Source organism: Agrobacterium cavarae, assembly GCF_004310285.1.
GTDB classification, from domain to species: Bacteria; Pseudomonadota; Alphaproteobacteria; order Rhizobiales; family Rhizobiaceae; genus Agrobacterium; species Agrobacterium cavarae.
On the sequence record NZ_SISF01000030.1, the window covers coordinates 347938 to 366353 of the forward strand.

16 protein-coding genes are annotated in these 18416 nt (G+C 59.2%); 10 read left to right on the forward strand and 6 right to left on the reverse strand.

Features of this window, described 5'->3' with window-relative positions; genetic code table 11:
- Positions 1–3 precede the first annotated feature (3 nt).
- The 4 genes from EYC79_RS13155 to EYC79_RS13170 all read right to left on the reverse strand — a co-directional run bounded on the left by EYC79_RS13155 (position 4) and on the right by EYC79_RS13170 (position 4453).
- Positions 4–951: an ABC transporter permease gene (locus EYC79_RS13155; RefSeq protein WP_130978279.1), complete on the reverse strand. Its 948-nt coding sequence runs from the start codon at positions 949–951 to the stop codon at positions 4–6.
- On the reverse strand, positions 948–1889 hold the full coding sequence (locus EYC79_RS13160; RefSeq protein ID WP_130978280.1) for an ABC transporter permease: 942 nt from the start codon (positions 1887–1889) through the stop codon (positions 948–950). The genes EYC79_RS13155 and EYC79_RS13160 overlap by 4 nt, the downstream gene beginning before the upstream one ends.
- Entirely contained in the window at positions 1886–3349 is a 1464-nt protein-coding gene (locus tag EYC79_RS13165; protein ID WP_130978281.1) for an ATP-binding cassette domain-containing protein, read from the reverse strand. Before EYC79_RS13165 ends, EYC79_RS13160 begins: the two co-directional genes overlap by 4 nt.
- 90 nt (positions 3350–3439) lie before the next feature.
- Entirely contained in the window at positions 3440–4453 is a 1014-nt protein-coding gene (locus EYC79_RS13170) for an ABC transporter substrate-binding protein (RefSeq protein WP_062423601.1), read from the reverse strand.
- A 293-nt stretch (positions 4454–4746) separates the two neighbouring features.
- Here EYC79_RS13170 and EYC79_RS13175 point away from each other — a divergent pair, with 293 nt between their 5' ends.
- Together EYC79_RS13175 and EYC79_RS13180 are read left to right on the forward strand one after the other, a co-directional pair.
- Positions 4747–5985 (forward strand): GAF domain-containing sensor histidine kinase, encoded by a 1239-nt coding sequence (locus tag EYC79_RS13175; protein WP_130978282.1) that lies wholly within the window; start codon positions 4747–4749, stop codon positions 5983–5985.
- Position 5986: 1 nt separating this feature from the next.
- Positions 5987–6709, forward strand: coding sequence for a response regulator transcription factor (locus EYC79_RS13180; RefSeq protein ID WP_130978283.1), 723 nt, complete (start codon positions 5987–5989; stop codon positions 6707–6709).
- Positions 6710–6756: 47 nt separating this feature from the next.
- Here EYC79_RS13180 and EYC79_RS13185 read toward each other — a convergent pair whose 3' ends face one another.
- Both EYC79_RS13185 and EYC79_RS13190 read right to left on the reverse strand, forming a co-directional pair.
- A complete protein-coding gene (locus EYC79_RS13185; protein ID WP_111849751.1) occupies positions 6757–8193 on the reverse strand; it encodes an NAD-dependent succinate-semialdehyde dehydrogenase in 1437 nt (478 codons plus the stop codon).
- Positions 8194–8428: 235 nt separating this feature from the next.
- Entirely contained in the window at positions 8429–9616 is a 1188-nt protein-coding gene (locus EYC79_RS13190) for an acyl-CoA dehydrogenase (protein ID WP_062423597.1), read from the reverse strand.
- 97 nt (positions 9617–9713) lie between these two features.
- Between EYC79_RS13190 and EYC79_RS13195 the strand changes: the two genes are divergently transcribed.
- The 8 genes from EYC79_RS13195 (at position 9714) to EYC79_RS13230 (ending at position 18196) form a co-directional block, all read left to right on the forward strand.
- Positions 9714–10628, forward strand: a complete 915-nt coding sequence (locus EYC79_RS13195; protein ID WP_130978284.1) for a LysR family transcriptional regulator — start codon at positions 9714–9716, stop codon at positions 10626–10628.
- A 231-nt stretch (positions 10629–10859) separates the two neighbouring features.
- On the forward strand, positions 10860–11915 hold the full coding sequence (locus tag EYC79_RS13200; RefSeq protein ID WP_130978285.1) for a dipeptidase: 1056 nt from the start codon (positions 10860–10862) through the stop codon (positions 11913–11915).
- Between the two features lie 34 nt (positions 11916–11949).
- On the forward strand, positions 11950–13590 hold the full coding sequence (locus EYC79_RS13205; RefSeq protein WP_112520580.1) for an ABC transporter substrate-binding protein: 1641 nt from the start codon (positions 11950–11952) through the stop codon (positions 13588–13590).
- A gap of 18 nt (positions 13591–13608) precedes the next feature.
- Positions 13609–14676: an ABC transporter permease gene (locus EYC79_RS13210; RefSeq protein WP_130978286.1), complete on the forward strand. Its 1068-nt coding sequence runs from the start codon at positions 13609–13611 to the stop codon at positions 14674–14676.
- Entirely contained in the window at positions 14673–15605 is a 933-nt protein-coding gene (nikC, locus tag EYC79_RS13215; protein WP_113227237.1) for a nickel transporter permease, read from the forward strand. The genes EYC79_RS13210 and nikC overlap by 4 nt, the downstream gene beginning before the upstream one ends.
- Complete coding sequence (locus EYC79_RS13220; protein WP_062443627.1) at positions 15602–16450, forward strand: ABC transporter ATP-binding protein; 849 nt, start codon at positions 15602–15604, stop codon at positions 16448–16450. Before nikC ends, EYC79_RS13220 begins: the two co-directional genes overlap by 4 nt.
- Complete coding sequence (locus EYC79_RS13225; RefSeq protein WP_113267643.1) at positions 16447–17196, forward strand: ABC transporter ATP-binding protein; 750 nt, start codon at positions 16447–16449, stop codon at positions 17194–17196. The genes EYC79_RS13220 and EYC79_RS13225 overlap by 4 nt, the downstream gene beginning before the upstream one ends.
- Positions 17197–17290: 94 nt before the next feature.
- Positions 17291–18196, forward strand: a complete 906-nt coding sequence (locus EYC79_RS13230) for a LysR family transcriptional regulator (RefSeq protein WP_062443625.1) — start codon at positions 17291–17293, stop codon at positions 18194–18196.
- Positions 18197–18416: the final 220 nt, after the last annotated feature.

The window sequence follows — 18416 nt, forward strand, 5'->3', positions numbered from 1 at the left end:
GGTTCAGCGGGTGGCCTTGGGGCCGCTCGCCAGAAAAATCACGGAGATAATAATGAGGCCAGTGAGGATAAGGCGCGCACCCGCACCGAACCCATAAGTGTTCAGCATTGAGACCACAAGGAACATAAAGAGCGATGCGCCCCAGATGCCAGGCACGTTGGAATCGCCCCCGGCGACGGCTGTGCCGCCGATGACGACAACGGCAATCGACATCAGGAGATATTCCGACCCCATGTTGAGCGCTGCACCGCCGGAAAAGCTTGCCAGAAGATATCCGGCGATGGCGGCGAGGACGGAGCAGAAGACATAGGTCGCGAAGCGCGCGCCATCGACGGGAATGCCGGTCATGCGGGCCGCAAAGGTGCTCTGGCCTATGGCCGAAATCCAGCGCCCGTAGAACGACCGGTCAAGCAGCACCCAGGCGATGACCGAAAGGAAAAGTGCAACGAGCGCCACATTCGGTATGCCAAAAGTACTGGAGATAGCGAAGTTAGCCAGTGTTTCAGGTGGTCTGATGCGCAGCCCACGATTGGACCAGATCGCAATCGACTGAACGATGAAGCTCATCGACAGCGTTGCGATGATGGGCGGGATTCGTAACAGCTTGATCAAGGTGTAGTTGCCGATACCCACCGCAATTCCGATGAGGATGGCGATGAGCAGTCCGGGAAGGATAAGACTGTCGGACACGTCCATGAACTTCAGCGCCAGCGTGCCGGACAGCGTCATGGTGGCGGGGACGCAGAGATCGATATTGCCTGGCCCAAGCGTGATGACGAACATCTGGCCGATGCCGACGATGACCGAGAAGGCCGCGAATGTCAGCGCCGCATGGGAAAGCCCGAAGGAGCTTGCGCCGCCGGTGAACATCACGGTGATGACCCAGACAGCAACCGTCGCGGCAAAGGACCAAATCCACGGTTTTTTGGTGAAGGCAGCGAGGCGGCTCATTGGTTTTTCTCCCGCTTCTCGAGACGGTTGAGCAGAATGCGCAGGGCGAGCACGATGATGAGGATCGCGCCCTGTGCGCCGATCTGCCAGTCTGGCGAAATGCGCATGAAGGACAGGAAAGAGCCCGCGAGCGTCAGCGTCAGAGCGCCGATCACCGCACCGATCGGGGAAACACGCCCGCCGACGAATTCACCACCGCCGAGAATGACGCCAGCAATCGATAGAAGCGTGTAGCGCAGGGCAATGTTGGCATCGGCCGACGTCGTCAGTCCCACGAGCGCTATCCCGGAGAGGACAGCAAAGAAGCCTGCCAGCGCAAAGGTTGCGGCACGAATGCCGACCACCGACCAACCGGACCGCTCGACCGAGCGCAGATTGCCGCCGACGCCGCGCATCAGAACGCCAAAGGATGAGCGCATGACGATGTAATGGGCGACCACTGCGATCACGATGCTGGCAATGATGGCGACCGGGACGAATGGCGACTTTGCCGTCATCAAGGCGCGCACGAAGGCCGGTGCCTGTCCACCGGGGGACGGCAGGATCAGAACGGCAAGACCACCCCAGACGAAGCTCATTCCGAGTGTTACGACAATGGAAGGCAGGGCACGCAGGTGAATGACGGCGCCAAGCACCGCATAGACGCCGATCGCCGCTGCAAAAATACCGATTCCGATGACGGGAGAATCCTGAAGAAACGTTGCGGTCACGCAGGCGCAGAAGCTGACGAAGGTGCCCATCGACAGGTCAAGATCATTGACAGACATGATCAGCATCTGCGCGATGGTTGCTAGTGCGATCGGCACCGCCAGATTGAATAGCAGGTTCATGCCGGTATAGCTCATGGCCCGCGGCTGCATGTAGAAGACTGCAATCAGCAGGAAGGCGAGCGACGCGGCGGGAATGACAAGGCGAAGGGTGTTGGCGGAAACTTTCATGGCTGCGCCTCCCCTGAAAAGGATGCTGCCAGCACATTCTGTTCGGTAATGTCTTCGCCGACAAGTTCTGCCTGTATTGCCCCATCGCGGAATACGTAGACGCGGTCACACAAGCGAATCTCGTCCATCTCCGTCGAGTACCAGATGAAGGTCCGACCGTGCGCGGCTTCCGTTCTCAAGATGTCATAGACCTCCTGTTTGGTGCCGATATCGACGCCGCGCATCGGGTCGTCCATCAGCACGGTGCTGGCGGTTGTCGCCAGCGCCCGGGCAAAGAGCACCTTCTGCTGGTTGCCGCCGGAGAGTGAGAGAATCTTGTTGCCCATGTCGGGGGTACGAATTTCGATCCGCTTCTTCCACTCGGCGCCAAGTTCGCTCTCACGTGACCTGTCCACCAATCCACCGGACGAAATGTCCCGCAGTGATGCGACCGACAGATTTTTAAGAATGCTCCAAAGTGAGAAGGTGCCGTTCAGGCTACGGTCCCCGGCAACGAAGGCGAGGTCGGCCTTGCGGTTGGGCAGCCAGCTGCTGTTCTTTGCCAGATAAAGATCGAGCAGCGCTTCCGTCTGGCCATGACCGCCAAGGCCGGCAAGACCAATGATCTCGCCGCGATAGGCCTCAAACGCGATCTCTGAACCGCGGCGTTGCGCCATGGAGAGAACTTTTTCACTAGACCGGACGCGGGCAGTCTTCTGCCTGTCCTGATCCTTGACGACACTGCCCATGGCTTCGACCAGCGTCCGTGTGGTGAATTCGCTTGCAATCCGATTGGCGACGACGCGGCCATCCTTCATCACGACAATGCGGGTGGCGGTCGACAGGATCTCACCAAGAATATGGGAGATCAGCAGCACCGAGCCGCCCTCGCGCACAAAACGGCGCACATAGGCCATGAGTTGCTCCGCAAGGCCGGCATCGAGCGAAGAGGTCGGTTCGTCGAGGATGACGAGCCGGGGCGCATCCGGCGTGCGGCAGAAATTGATTGCGATTTCCACCATTTGGCGTTCTGCGATGGAAAGGTCGGAAATCGTCGCTTCGCAATCGATCCCGTGGCCTGGAAAGATGTCGTCGATGGTCTGGCGTATCGCGGAAAGCGCGCGTCCGCGCCAGTTCCGGCCGCTCATGCCCGGATGCATGATCCGCACATTCTCACTGATCGTCAGGTTCGGGCAGAGGGATAGTTCCTGGAATACGCAGCGGACACCACCTGCGCGCGCTGCCGAAATGCCCTGTCGACCCGGTGCTCCGCCATAGGAGATCGTGCCCTCATGCGGTGTCAGGCCACCATTGATGACATTGACGATGGTGGATTTGCCTGCGCCATTGTGGCCAACCAGGCCAAGACATTCGCCTGCGCGGATGATGAGATCGGCGCCGTCCAGCGCCTTGACGGCGCCGAAGACGACTTTGACGCCGCGTGCGGCGACGACTTCTTCCGTCTCGATGATGTCATTCATGAGCAAAACGCCAACGATCTGAAATGATGAAAAAAGGATGGCCGCTGCGGCGCCACGTCAGCCGCAGCGGATAGAAGGCGATGTCCGGCCTTACTTGCCGGCAATCACCTTCTGCGCATCAGCCTGGGAGTAATCCACATTGGCAACGCCACCCTTCTGGGTGTTTTTCAGGTTCTCTTCGAGATTGTCCTGATCGATCCGCAGGAAGGGAACGGTGAGATCCTTCTTCACATCCTTGCCGTCGAGAATCTGCTGTGCCACCCAGAAGGCGAGCGTCGAGACGCCGGGCGCAATCGAGACCGACATGGTCTTGTAGCCGCTGGCATCCTTCTGCTGCTTCCACCATTGCAGCTCATCCTCACGGTTACCCATGATGATGGTCGGGGTCGGGCGCTTGGCAGCGGCAAAAGCCTGGGCAGCACCGTAACCGTCACCGCCCTGGGTCACGACAGCCGCGATTTCAGGCAGGCTCGGCAGGATGCCGGCGACGGCGCGCTGTGCGACGTCCTGAGCCCAATCGCCATTGACCGAACCGGCGATCTTGAACTGCGGGTTCTTGGCAACGCCTGCGGCGATGCCCGCATGGATCTCGTCATCGACGGAGACACCAGCGAGGCCGCGGATTTCGAGCAGGTTGCCGCCCTTCGGCATGGCCTTTGCAAGATAATCGATCTGGCTTTCGCCCATGGCCTTGAAGTCTACGGCGATGCGCCATGCGCAAGGCTCGGTGACGATCCCGTCGAAGGACACGACGATGATGCCGGCATCACAGGCTTCCTTGACCGCGCCGTTCAGCGCTGTCGGAGAAGCGGCGTTGATGACGATCGCATCATAACCCTGGAGGATGAGGTTCTGGATCTGGGCTGCCTGCTCCGTTGCCTGGTTTTCGGCAGTTGTGAAGGCGTCCGCGGCTGCGACCTGCTTGTCGGCAACCGCCTGCTTGGTGATCTTGTCCCAGCTCGTCAGCATCGCCTGACGCCAGGAGTTGCCGGCATAATTGTTGGAGAGCGCGATTTTCTTCGCCGATGTATCGGCGTGAGCGGTGATGGGCATCGCGGCGCATAGGACAGCCGCCGATGCGAGAAGCATCTTTCTAAAAGCCATTGATTTTCCTCCCTGTGGCTTGCTCTTTCGGAGCCTGGAATATGTTTCGCCGCAAACCTTCCCCACGGCGGAAACGCAATTCCGTTGCACTGGAGCTCCTTTCCCCAGTAAGAGCTAAAATGACGAAGAAGGGCTGCCTTGTATAGGCGCATCACGGCAATCTTCGTGCGGACTTACGCACAAAGCTTGCGGGTTCCCGCAAGACGAAGAGCGTTGAGGAGCGCAGAATGCGAAACGGGCGCTTTCAACAGATCGCCGCCCGTCAGGTAAGATGCTTGGGAGGGCATCGGCACATGCTGGATAAACCGAGCAGCACGCTTTTTCACCACTATATGGGCATATCGCGTCTGCTCGCCGGGCAGCTTGAGTTCAACGCGATCATCCAGGCCGTGGCGACCGAGATCAGCCATATCATCCCGCATGACCACATGGATGTCTGCATCAAGCAGCTCGATGACAAATATCATATTGCCTATGAAAGCGGTCTTGCCAGTGCTTGGAGCCTCCAGCCGCCAGCGCTTCTGACAGGTAGCCCCATTCGCTCGGTTCTGTCAGGGGAGGTCGATTATCTCCTGAGCGGGGACGCCTGCGCCGACCCACGCTTTCATTTCGACGGTGCGTTCTCCAGCCCGATCCACGAACTCGATCTGCACAGCCGTCTGCATGTGCCGATGAAGGTGCATGGCGATATCATCGGGGCACTCAGCTGCTCGTGCCATCAGTCCAATGCCTATACGATGGAGGATGTCGCCAATGCGCGTGCCGTTGCCGACCTTCTTGCGCCCTACTTCTATGCGATCCGGGCGGCCGAGCAGGCCAAGCGCTCGGCCATCGAAGAGGCGCAGGCCAATGCCCGGGAGGAGGGCTTGCGCCTCGGTGCGCTGCAACTGACCGAGGCACTGGAGGCCGAGCGTCAGCGGATCGGCATGGATTTGCACGATCAGACGCTGGCGGATCTGACACGGCTTGTACGTCGCGTCGAACGCATGAGCCACGCGACCGAAGTGTCGGGCGAGATGCTTGAGCCGGTGATGCGCAGCCTGCAGCAATGCATGCAGGATCTGCGCGGCATCATCGAGGAAGCCAAGCCATCCATCCTGCAGCTTTTCGGCCTGGTTCAAGCGATCGAAACCTATCTCGACAGGTCGGTGAGGGACAGCGGATCGCCGATCGACTGGTCTGTCTCCGATACCACGGACGGGCTTGTCGACAACTTGGATAACTCTGTCGCCGTCTCATTGCTGCGCATCGTCCAGGAGGCGGTCAACAACGCCATCCGCCATGCACAGCCGACCATGATAGAGGTGGAGCTATCGCAGGCGGATGATGCGCTGCGTGTCACGGTGTCGGACGATGGTTGCGGCGTTCCCGACGATAGCGGCTCCGGTGGAGGCCTTGGCATCGGCAACATGAAGACGCGTGCGCGACTGATTTCGGCGCATTTTCATCTCGGCCCCAACGCTCGGGGGACCGGCACCCGCATCACCCTGACCTTACCGACCGGGCTCGGCGAAAAGCCTGAGGAGGCATAAGATGGACGTTTTGATCATCGAGGACGACGTTCTGCATCGCGCCTATCTCAACGAAGCGGTGAGGGCGGCTCTGCCGGAATGTGGCACGGTACTGGAGGCGGAGAACGGGCGGGCAGGTGAAAAGCTGGCGCGAGAAAATCGCGCCGCCCATATCGTTATGGATTTACAGATGAACGAGCGAAACGGCATCGAGGCCGCCCGCACCATCTGGAAAGAGAGGCCTGATACCCGCATCCTCTTCTGGTCCAACTATTCAGATGAAGCATATGTGCGCGGCGTCTCCCGCATCGTGCCCGAAGGTGCCGCCTATGGTTACGTGCTGAAATCCGCCTCGGACGACCGCTTGAGGCTGGCGCTACGCAGCATCTTCATCGAGGCGCAATGCGTCATCGATCGCGAAGTCCGGGGGCTGCAGGAAAAGAGCCTCGGCAAGGCGCACGGCTTTTCCGATGCGGAATATGAAATCCTGATCGATATGGCGTTGGGATTGACGGACAAGGCCATTGCACGGCGCCGGAACCTGTCGCTGCGCAGTGTGCAGAACCGCTTGCAGAGCCTCTATGAGAAGCTGAACGTGCATCAGTCGACGGGTGAGGACGAGGCGGAAGGGCGATACAATCTGCGCACCCGCGCCATCACCGTCGCCTACCTGCGCAAGCTTCTGAATTACAGCGCGTTGGAGAGAGCCGAACGCGAGTTGGCCGAGTGGCATGGTGGAAAATGACAAAGGCCCGGCTTTTTGGCCAGGCCTTCGAATTTCGATCAATATGATCAGTTCATCTGGCTGACGAAGCGGGTTTCGAGATAGGCCTCGACCGCTTCCGAACCGCCTTCCGTGCCGTAACCGGAATCCTTGACGCCGCCGAAAGGCACTTCCGGAATGGCAAGGCCATTGTGGTTGATCGTCAGCATACCGGCTTCGACGCGCTGGCCGAGAGCGTGCGCCGTCTTGACCGAACCGGTAAAGGCATAGGACGCCAGGCCGAAGGGCAGGCGGTTTGCTTCCTCGATCGCATCTTCCATCGTGGAGAAGCGGTTGACGATCGCCACTGGACCGAAAGGCTCTTCGTTCATGATCTTGGCGCTTGTCGGCACGTCGGTCAGAACCGTCGGCTCGAAGAAGTTACCCTTGTTGCCGATGCGCTTGCCGCCGGTCTTCAGCGTGGCACCATGCGAAACGGCGTCCTGAATCAGCGCTTCCATCGCCGGAATGCGGCGTTCATTGGCCAAGGGTCCCATGCCGGTGTCGGCATCCAGACCGTTGCCGATCTTCAGGCCTTCGGCATATTTAACGATGCCGTCGATGAATTTGTCGGCAATGCTATCCTGGATGAGGAAGCGGGTGGGTGCGACGCAGACCTGTCCGGCGTTACGGAACTTGGCCGCAGCCGAGACTTCGACTGCCTTGTCGAGATCGGCATCCTCAAACACCAGCACAGGTGCGTGGCCGCCGAGTTCCATCGTGGCGCGCTTCATGTGCTTGCCGGCGAGTGCTGCAAGATGCTTGCCGACCGGGGTCGAGCCGGTAAACGAAATCTTGCGGATGACCGGGTGCGGAATGAGATATTCCGAAATTTCGGCGGGAACACCATAGACGAGGTTGACGACGCCAGCCGGAACGCCCGCATCGGCGAAAGCGCGAATGAGTTCTGCCGGCGAAGCAGGTGTTTCTTCCGGTGCCTTCACGATGATCGAACAACCGGTTGCGACCGCTGCCGAAAGCTTGCGGACCACCTGGTTGATCGGGAAGTTCCACGGCGTGAAAGCCGCGACCGGGCCAACAGGGAACTTGATCGCCAAGTTGGAGACGCCGCCGAAACGAGCGGGAATGACCTGACCATAGGTGCGGCGTGCCTCTTCGGCGAACCAGTCGATGGTGTCCGCGGCGTTGTTGATTTCGCCCTTGGACTGGGCGATCGGCTTGCCCTGTTCGCGGGTCATCAGCCAGGCGATGTAATCGATCCGCTCACGCAGAAGATCGGCGGCCTTGCGCATGATCTTCGAACGTTCGAAGGCGGAAGTGTCACGCCAGACCTTGAAGCCCTTGTCGGCGGCGGAAAGTGCCAGGTCCAGATCTTCCTTTTCCGCATGCGCGATCGAGCCGATGATCTCATCGGTCGCTGGATCGGAAACGGCGATCGTTTTGCCGGAGAGCGCGTCGCGCCACTCGCCATTGATGAAGAGTTTAACGTCGGGGTAGCTGTGCATGTGAAGACCTTCGCGATTTTACCGACCGGCAGGGCGCCGGTGCATTTCGTTCAATCAGCAAATCGATTGCCGCCTGAAGCGGAACGGGATGTCTTCGGTAAAACCGAAGACGGTGGTGAGCCTCTTATATTATTTCGCCCGGTCGCGGTTTCAACCGGTAACTTCTAAAAGTATGATTTATTTCGCAGTGCAAAAGACCCGGTTCGGCGGCCGGGTCTTGGTGTGAGCGGGTGGCTTAAAAGAACGCCTGAAGGCCTGTCTGGGCCCGGCCGAGGATCAGCGCATGCACGTCATGCGTTCCCTCGTAGGTGTTGACCGTTTCCAGGTTTTGCGCATGGCGCATGACGTGATATTCGATCTGAATCCCGTTGCCGCCATGCATGTCTCGGGCTTGCCGCGCGATATCGAGCGCCTTGCCGCAATTGTTGCGCTTGATGATGGAGATCATCTCCGGCGCCATGCGATGCTCGTCGAAGAGACGACCGACGCGCAGCGATGCCTGAAGGCCAAGCGCGATTTCGGTCTGCATGTCGGCAAGCTTCTTTTGATAGAGCTGCATGCCGGCGAGCGGCTTGCCAAACTGCTTGCGGTCAAGCCCGTATTGCAGCGCCCGGAACCAGCAATCTTCCGCCGCACCCATCACGCCCCAGGAAATGCCGTAGCGTGCGCGGTTGAGGCAGCCGAACGGGCCTTTGAGCCCGGAAACGTTTGGCAGCAGCGCGTCTTCGCCCACCTCCACGCCATCCATGACGATTTCGCCTGTGATGGAGGCGCGCAGCGACAGCTTGCCACCGATCTTCGGTGCGGAAAGGCCCTTCATGCCCTTCTCCAGAACGAAGCCGCGGATTTCGTTGTTATGCGCTTCGGATTTTGCCCAGACGACGAAGACGTCGGCGATCGGTGCGTTGGAAATCCACATCTTCGAACCGCGCAGCCGATAGCCGCCCTCGATCTTCTCAGCGCGCGTCTTCATGCCGCCGGGATCAGAGCCGGCATCCGGCTCGGTCAGGCCGAAGCAGCCGATGAGCTCGCCTGAAACCAGACCCGGCAGATACTTGTCCTTCTGCTCCTCAGAGCCATAGGCAAAGATCGGGTAGATGACGAGCGAGGACTGGACGCTCATCATCGAGCGATAACCGCTGTCGATGCGCTCCACTTCACGCGCAACGAGACCGTAAGCGACGTAGCTGGCATCGGCTGCGCCGTATTTTTCTGGCAGCGTCACGCCGAGCAGACCGGCCTGACCCATCAGGCGGAAGAGTTCCGGTTCCGATGTTTCGGAGAGATAAGCGTCCTGAATGCGCGGAAGAAGTTCGGCTTTGGCGAAGGCGGCGGCGGAGTCGCGGATCATCCGCTCGTCGTCGTTCAGTTGATCCTCAAGCAGAAATGGGTCCTGCCAGTTGAATGATGCACGTTCGCTCACGATGAAGTCTCCACTTTTGTTGCCGCGATTATTGGCAATCGATCGTCGCCGGGCAAGCCATGTTTACTCATCCGGCTATTACCGATAGGAATGCGCCATGACGTCACTCAGCCGCAAACTCCTGCCCTCGACCAGCGCGCTCGCCGCCTTTGATTCCGTGGCGCGGCTTGGCAGTTTTTCGCTGGCTGCGGACGAGCTTTCCTTGACCCAAGGGGCGATCAGCAGGCAGGTCATGTCGCTGGAAGAGCAACTTGGGGTCAGGCTTTTCGAGCGTGGAGCGCGGGGCGTTTCGCTGACGCGAGAGGGCGAAACTTACGCGAAAGCGATCGGTATTGCGCTTGGCGATATTCGCTCCGCCTCGCTTCAGGTCATGACCAAAACGCATGCAAATACGCTCAATCTCGCCGTGCTGCCCACCTTCGGCACACGGTGGCTGTTGCCGCGCATTCCAAAATTCGTCGCTGCCCATCCGGAGATCACGCTGAATTTTGCCACGCGGATCGGTCAGTTCGATTTCGAAAAGGAAGGGCTGGATATGGCAATCCATATCGGCCAGCCGGATTGGCCCGCGGCAGAGAGCGTCTTTCTGATGGACGAGATGGTCGCTCCTGTCTGCAGCCCGGCTTTCCTCGCCAGCCATCCGATCGCCAGGGCTGACGACATTGCCGGTCTTGCGCTGCTGCATATGGCCTCACGGCCCGGTGCGTGGGATCACTGGTTCAAGAGTGTCGGTATCGTCGCGCACCAGACGCCCGCCATGCGCTTCGAGCAGTTTTCCAGTGTTGCCCAAGCCTGTATCGCAGGTCTCGGCGTTGCCCTGATGCCGCTGTTTCTGATCGAAAGCGAGCTCAAGTCAGGGCAACTCGTCCAGGCCTTCGATCACCCGGTCAAAAGCCCCAGCTCCTATTATGCCGTCGCTCCGCTGTCGCGCATCAACCACGGTCCCGTCGTCCTCTTCAGGCGCTGGCTGCTCAGTGAAAGTGAAACGTTTCGCGCGCAGACAGCTGGCTAGTTCTCGCTCTGTTTGCAGAGTTTCAAGGCCAAGCCGATGCTTGTGGCGAGAATTTCATCCTGCATCAATTTTAAGCTTGCGAAGACCTGGATTATGGTCCTAGATCGCCTGCGACGAGGACTGGTTGAATTGCGGCACGACGCCGATCACCCTTTGCTCGCATCACCCATCCGTCGATAAGCCTCTGGTTTATAACGATAAAAGTCTGCGTCAATCCTGGAATAACTTGAAATGCAATTGGTTTTCGACGGTCATAACGATGTGTTGCTGCGTCTGTGGCACAACGGCAAAAAAGGCGGGGACCCAGTCGCAGAATTCATCGACGGAACGTCGCAAGGCCATATCGATGTGCCGCGTGCCAAAGCTGGCGGTCTGGCTGGCGGTCTGTGTGCCGTCTACATCCCTTCCGGCGATCTGATTTTGCAAGAGCCGGACGAGAACGGCCATTATGTCACGCCGCTCGCCGCACCTCTTCAGCGGCAGCCCTCTCTCGATATCGCCATGGAAAAGATGGCGATCGCTTATCGCGTGGAGCGCGCCGGCGGTTGGAAAATCTGCCGCTCGACAGCCGATATCCGCAAGGCCATGAACGAGGACATTTTTGCTGCGGTTCTTCATATGGAAGGCTGCGAGCCGATCGATGAAGATCTGGATGCGCTGGAGGTTTTCTACGCCGCCGGTCTTCGCTCGCTCGGACCCGTCTGGAGCCGCCATAACGCCTTCGGCCATGGTGTGCCCTTCGCCTTTCCCATGTCGCCGGATAGCGCTCCCGGCCTGACCGATGCCGGTTTCGAGCTCGTCAGGCGCTGCAACCAGCTCGGCATTCTGATCGATCTGGCTCACATCACTGAAAAGGGTTTCTGGGATGTGGCAAAGACAAGCGATCAGCCGCTGATCGCCAGCCATTCCAACGCGCATGCCCTGACCGGTGTTGCCCGCAATTTGACCGACGTCCAGATGGACGCGATCAAGGAAAGAAACGGGCTCGTCGGTCTGAATTACGCCGTGACCATGCTGCGTCCGGATGCGCGCGACGATGCGAAGACACCGCTCTCCGACATGGTCCGCCACATCGACTACATGGTCGAGCGCATGGGCATTGATTGCGTTGCGCTCGGTTCCGATTTCGACGGTGCGACCGTGCCGGCGGACATCGCCGATGCGGCGGGCAATCAGAATCTGGTTGCCGCTCTCAAGGCTGCTGGCTACTCTGATGTAGAGCTTGCTAAAATTTGCCGGGAAAACTGGCTGCGTGTTCTGGCTCAAGCTTGGCATGAGCCGACCTGATCAAGAGTGATATGAACCTATAAAGGGGAGAACAATGACGAAGTCGCTCAATAAAATGGCCCGCATTCTGGCAACCAGCGCCGCGCTGTCGCTGATTGCGCTGTCCGCGCCTCAGGCCTTTGCCGCCACGCCTGCCGATACGTTGGTGGAAGGTTTTGCCATCGATGACATCATCACGCTCGATCCGGGTGAGGCGTTCGAGCTGTCGGCCGCGGAAGTCACCGGCAACACTTACTCCAAGCTGGTCTCGATCGACCTCAACGACACCTCCAAGGTCGTGGGCGATCTGGCCGAAAGCTGGACGACGTCGGACGATGGTCTGACCTACACCTTCAAGCTGAAGCCCGGCCTCAAATTCGCATCCGGTAATCCGGTAACGGCGGAAGACGTGGCGTTTTCTTTCGAGCGCGCCGTCAAGCTCGACAAGTCGCCCGCCTTCCTTCTCACGCAGTTCGGCCTGAAGGGCGACAATGTCAACGAAAAGGCCAAGGCGACCGCGCCTGATACCTTCACGCTGACGGTGGACAAGCCCTATGCGCCGAGCTTTGTCCTGAACGTTCTGACCGCGACCGTCGCCTCGGTCGTCGACAAGAAGCTCGTCATGGAAAAGGCCAAGGCGATGACGCCAACCGCCGACTACAAATACGACACCGATTTCGGCAATGAATTCCTGAAGACCGGCTATGCGGGCTCCGGTCCGTACAAGATCCTTGGCTGGAAGGCCAACGAAGCCGTCATCCTTGAAGCCAACCCGAACTACTACGGCGAGAAGCCGAAGCTGAAGCGTGTCGTCTATCGCCACATGAAGGAAAGCTCCGGTCAGCGCCTGGCGCTGGAAAACGGCGACATCGACGTGGCGCGTAACCTTGAGCCGGGCGACATGGAGGCCGTTTCCAAGAAGGAAGGTCTTTCCGTCACCTCTGCTCCTAAGGGCACCGTCTATTACTTCAGCCTCAACCAGAAGAACGAATATCTGAAGAAGCCGGAAGTTGTCGAAGCCTTCAAATATCTTGTCGATTACGATGGTATCGGTGCGACCCTGATCAAGGGTATCGGCGAAATCCACCAGACCTTCCTGCCGAAGGGCCAGCTGGGCGCGCTCGACGAGAACCCCTACAAGTTGGATGTCGCCAAGGCGAAGGAACTGCTGGCCAAGGCTGGTCTGAAAGACGGCTTTACCGTGACCATGGACGTGCGCAACACCCAGCCCGTGACCGGTATTGCCGAGAACGTCCAGCAAACGCTGGCGCAGGCCGGCATCAAGCTGGAAATCATCCCGGGCGATGGCAAGCAGACGCTGACCAAGTACCGTGCACGCACGCACGACATCTATATCGGTCAGTGGGGCTCGGACTATTTCGACCCGAACTCGAATGCCGAAACCTTTACGATCAACTACGACAATTCTGACGAAGGTAAGAACAAGACGCTCGCCTGGCGCAATGCCTGGGACGTTCCAGAGCTGACGAAGGAAACGCAATCTGCACTTCTGGAAAAGGACAGTGCCAAGCGCGCCAAGATTTATGAGGACCTGCAGAAGAAAGTTCTCGAAACCGGACCTTTCGTCATCATCTTCCAGCAGACGGAAGTTGCGGGTTACTCAAGCAAGCTCAAGGGTCTAAAGCTCGGCCCGAGCTTCGATACCAACTATGTCTACAACATCTCCAAGGAATGATCCGGCAGGATCGGTCCATTGAGTATCGTTGAAACCCCCTCAAGCCTGAGGCACGGCAAACGCCGTGCCAACAGGCGCCGCATGGCCGTTCTCGGCTTCGTCGTTACTGTCGTCACGACCTTTTTAGGCTTGCTGGCGGTAACCTTCTTCATTGGTCGCGTCATCCCCATCGATCCGGCGCTGGCGATCGTCGGCGATCGCGCGCCTGCCCATGTGGTGGAGCGCGTGCGCGAGGAGCTTGGCCTGAACCTGCCGCTCTGGCAGCAGTTCTTCATCTATCTGAAGCAGGCGCTGACCGGTAATTTCGGCACATCGGTGCTGACAAGCAATCCGGTGATGGACGACATCAAGCGCGTCTTCCCGGCCACCATCGAGCTTGCGACGCTTGGTACATTGATCGGAGCGCTCTTCGGCGTTCCGCTTGGCGTACTGGCAGCCGTCAAGCGCGGTAGCATCATCGACCAGATCGTTCGCGTCATCGGGTTGATCGGCTATTCCGTGCCTATCTTCTGGCTCGGCCTTCTGGCGCTTTTGGTGTTTTATGCCAAGTTGAACTGGGTCGCCTATCCCGGTCGTATGGATATCGTCTACGAGTTTACCTTTACACCAACCACCGGTTTCTATCTCTTCGATGCCCTTTGGCAGGGCCAGTGGGATGTGTTCTGGGATCTCTTCCGCCACATTATTCTTCCCGCAGGTCTGCTCGGCTATTTCTCGCTCGCCTATATCAGCCGCATGACGCGCTCCTTTATGCTGAACGAACTGGCGCAGGAATATATCGTCGCCGCACGCGCCAAGGGCCTGTCGGAGACGCGCATCATCTGGTTCCACGCTCTGCGTAACGCCGCAGTCCCTCTGCTCACTGTGATCGTGCTCTCCTACGCCGGTCTCTTGGAAGGCTCGGTTCTGACGGAAACGATCTTCTCCTGGCCGGGCCTTGGCCTCTACATCACCAATTCCCTGCAGAATGCGGACATGAATGCCGTTCTCGGCGGCACCATCGTTATCGGCGCCGTCTTCATCGGCATCAATCTCCTGTCCGATCTGCTCTACCGGACGCTCGATCCAAGGACGCGCAGCCGATGACGGATACCATGTCCATTGTGAAACCCTACAGCCGCGAGTGGCTGCTGTCCGACCGCCCGACTTCGCGCAAGCAGGCGCGGCTCGGGCGCGCCTATGTCATCTGGCGGCGCTTTTCCGAAAATCGTCTGGCGCTAGCAGGGCTCGGCATCATCCTGGCGCTGGTGTTCGTCGCAATCTTCGCCAATGTCCTGGCGCCGCATTCCCCGGTTCAGGGCGATCTTCGCAATGCCCGCTTATTGCCACCGGGGACGGACGGATATTGGCTCGGCACCGATGATCAGGGGCGAGATATTCTGTCCCGCCTGATCTACGGCTCTCGTTTGACGCTTTTCGTGGTCGTGCTGGTGGCTATCATCGCCGCTCCGATCGGCCTCATCGTCGGCACCGTCGCCGGTTATGCCGGTGGATGGATCGATGCGGTGCTGATGCGGATCACCGATATTTTCCTCGCCTTTCCCAAGCTCGTTCTCGCGCTTGCGCTCGTGGCAGCACTTGGTCCTGGCATTGAGAATGCGGTGCTGGCGATCGCCGTCACCTCTTGGCCGCCCTACGCCCGTATTGCACGCGCCGAAACCATGACGTTTCGAAATTCCGACTTCATCGCCGCGGTGAAGCTGATGGGGGCATCTCCCTGGCGCATCGTGCTCAAACATGTGATCCCGCTGTGTTTCTCCTCGCTCATCGTGCGTGTGACACTCGATATGGCCGGTATCATCCTGACCGCCGCCGGTCTCGGCTTCCTAGGTCTCGGCGCGCAGCCGCCACTCCCAGAATGGGGCGCGATGATTGCCTCTGGCCGTCGCTTCATCCTCGATCAGTGGTGGGTTGCTGCGATGCCAGGGGTCGCCATCCTGATCGTCAGCCTCGGCTTTAACCTCTTGGGCGATGGGCTTCGCGATGCGCTCGATCCGAAGGAGGCTGGCCAGTGACTTCATCTTCCACCACGCCTCTTTTGACGGTCGAAAATCTGCGCGTCAGCTTTCCGACCAGAACCGGCCTTGTCGAAGCCGTGAGAGGGGTATCCTTTACGCTCGGCAAGGAACGTCTCGGCATTGTCGGCGAGTCGGGTTCCGGCAAATCTCAGACCGGTCGCGCCATCATGGGGCTGACACCAGGGCACGCGAAGATTACGGCCGATGCACTTCGCTTTGGCGATATCGATCTCCTGACGGCACCGGCAAAGCAGCGTCGCACGATCCGCGGCAAGCGGATCGCGATGATCCTGCAGGACCCGAAATATTCGCTCAATCCGGTCATGACCATCGGTCGCCAGATCGTCGAAACGTTGAAGACGCATGAGCGGATCGGCTATTCCGAGGCGAAGAAGCGCGCGCTCGACATGCTCGAGGCTGTGCAGATCCGCGATCCCGAACGTGTCTTCAATCTCTATCCGCACGAAGTTTCCGGTGGCATGGGGCAGCGCGTCATGATCGCCATGATGCTGGTCTGCGGTCCGGAACTCCTGATCGCCGACGAGCCGACATCGGCACTTGACGTCACGGTGCAATTGGAAGTGCTGGATATTCTCGACAAGCTGGTGCGCGAACGCGGCATGGGACTGATCTTCGTCTCGCACGACCTGCGCCTCGTCTCGTCCTTCTGCGACCGGGTGCTCGTCATGTATGCGGGGCGCGTGGTGGAAGAGCTTCCATCCGCCGATCTGCAAAATGCGAAACATCCCTATACGCAAGGGCTTCTCAACTGTCTGCCGAAAATCGGCGAGCACCGGCATCCGCTGCCGGTACTTCAACGCCAAGCGGAGTGGCGTCTATGACGGTCGTATTGTCTGCCAAGGATATCGTCGTAGACTTCGACGGTTATCTGGCCCTAGACCGCGTCAGCATCGAGGTGGCGAAGGGCGAATCCTTCGGGCTCGTGGGTGAATCCGGGTCCGGCAAGTCGACGCTTTTGCGTGCAATCGCCGGCCTCAACCATTTTGAAGAAGGCGCTCTTATGGTGGACGGGCGGACCTATAGCCGCAAGTCACGTGACAAAAGCTTCTATCGCGATGTCCAGATGGTGTTTCAGGACCCCTATGGCTCGCTCCATCCGCGCCAGACGGTGGATGCCATTTTGCTGGAGCCGCTCGTCATTCATGGGGTGGACAACAAGGAAGCACGGATCGCCCGCGCGCTCGATGAGGTCGGTCTTGGCACGGGTTTCCGCTTCCGCTACTCGCACCAGCTTTCGGGCGGCCAGCGCCAGCGTATCGCCATTGCCCGCGCACTGATCCTCGAGCCGAAGATCCTGCTCCTCGACGAGCCGACATCGGCGCTTGACGCATCGATCCAAGCTGAAATCCTCAATCTGCTGGAACAGGCGCGCAAGGACAGAAACCTGACCTTCGTCATGGTCAGCCATGATCTCGGCGTGATTAGCCACATGTGTGACCGGCTGGCGGTGATGAAAAGCGGCAAGATCGTCGAGTCGATGGATGTCCATCAGCTGGAAACGAGAGAGTTTTCCGCCGATTACACGAGACAGCTGATGGTGGCGAGCGAAGGTTTCAGGCGCGATTGAGGCCAGCTTACACCTGGTGTATGACCGCAGCAGTGAGGGCCGCTGGTTGAGCCTGTCCACCAGCCTTTGATCGAACATCGAGGATGATCGCTCCATGCAATTGCGCGCATTGATGTATTTCGATGAACTCGTCCGCACCAATTCCATGCGCGCGGCGGCCGAGAATTTGAATGTTGCACCGACCGCGGTCAGCCGTCAGATCGAAAATCTCGAATATTATTTCGGCACGCCGCTGGTCGAGCGCTCCAGCCGAGGCGTGAAGCTGACGGCAGCGGGCGAGCTCCTTGCCGCACGTGCCGGCAAGACGCTGCGGGAGCTGGACCATGTCAACCAGCTGATCGATGATCTGAAGGGTCTGCAGCGCGGCCGCGTCACGATCTATGCCAATGGTGCCACGGTGGCCAATCTGCTGGCACCCGTCCTGGCGCAATTCAGCCTCAAATATCCAAAGCTGCGTTTCGAGGTCAACATCACCAGCGCGCGCCAGGCCATGGAGGCGTTGGGAACCGCGGAAGCCGACCTCGTCGTCAGCCTGTTTGCGCCTAAGCTCTCCGGCGTCAAGGTGCGATCGCGCACGCGTATCAGCTACGATGCCATCTTCCCGGCGGGACATGCACTTGCCGGCCAGGCCGAAGTGACATTGAAGGAACTGGCCGGGCTCCCGCTTGCCCTGCCGGACAAGACCTTTGCCGCGCGTCAGGCCTTTGATGCCCTCTTTGCGGATGCCGGCATCGAACTCGATCCGGTCTTTATCACCAGCTCGCTGGAGATGCTGAAGGAACTGGTGCTGGGGAACGCTGCGGCGACGCTTTTGCCCGCCCTTTCGGTGGCGCGCGAATTGCGCAGCGGCCAGATGGTCGCCGTGCCTCTGGCCGGCAAGAAGGGCATCCACACACAGATCGACCTCTGCGTTGCGCCTGATCGGCAACTTTCCTTCGCAGCCTCCAAACTCGCCGACTTCATCGAACGTTTCATGCGTGAGGCAACGACCTCACCATAAGGCGCATCGCGATCTTTCAGATTCGCTCCCGATGCTTTACGTCTTTCTTATGTCGCCTATCGCCCATTCGATCACCGTCTATCGGTTGATTTTCCTCCCAAAGACCGTGTAGCGTTTTCCGCTACGCGGAGCACACAAAAATGCAGATTGTGTGTGCGCCGTCACCGTGCCACTCTTTTTGCAACAGATGGTCTTTCAAAGGGCAAAAAGCCCGGGCCGT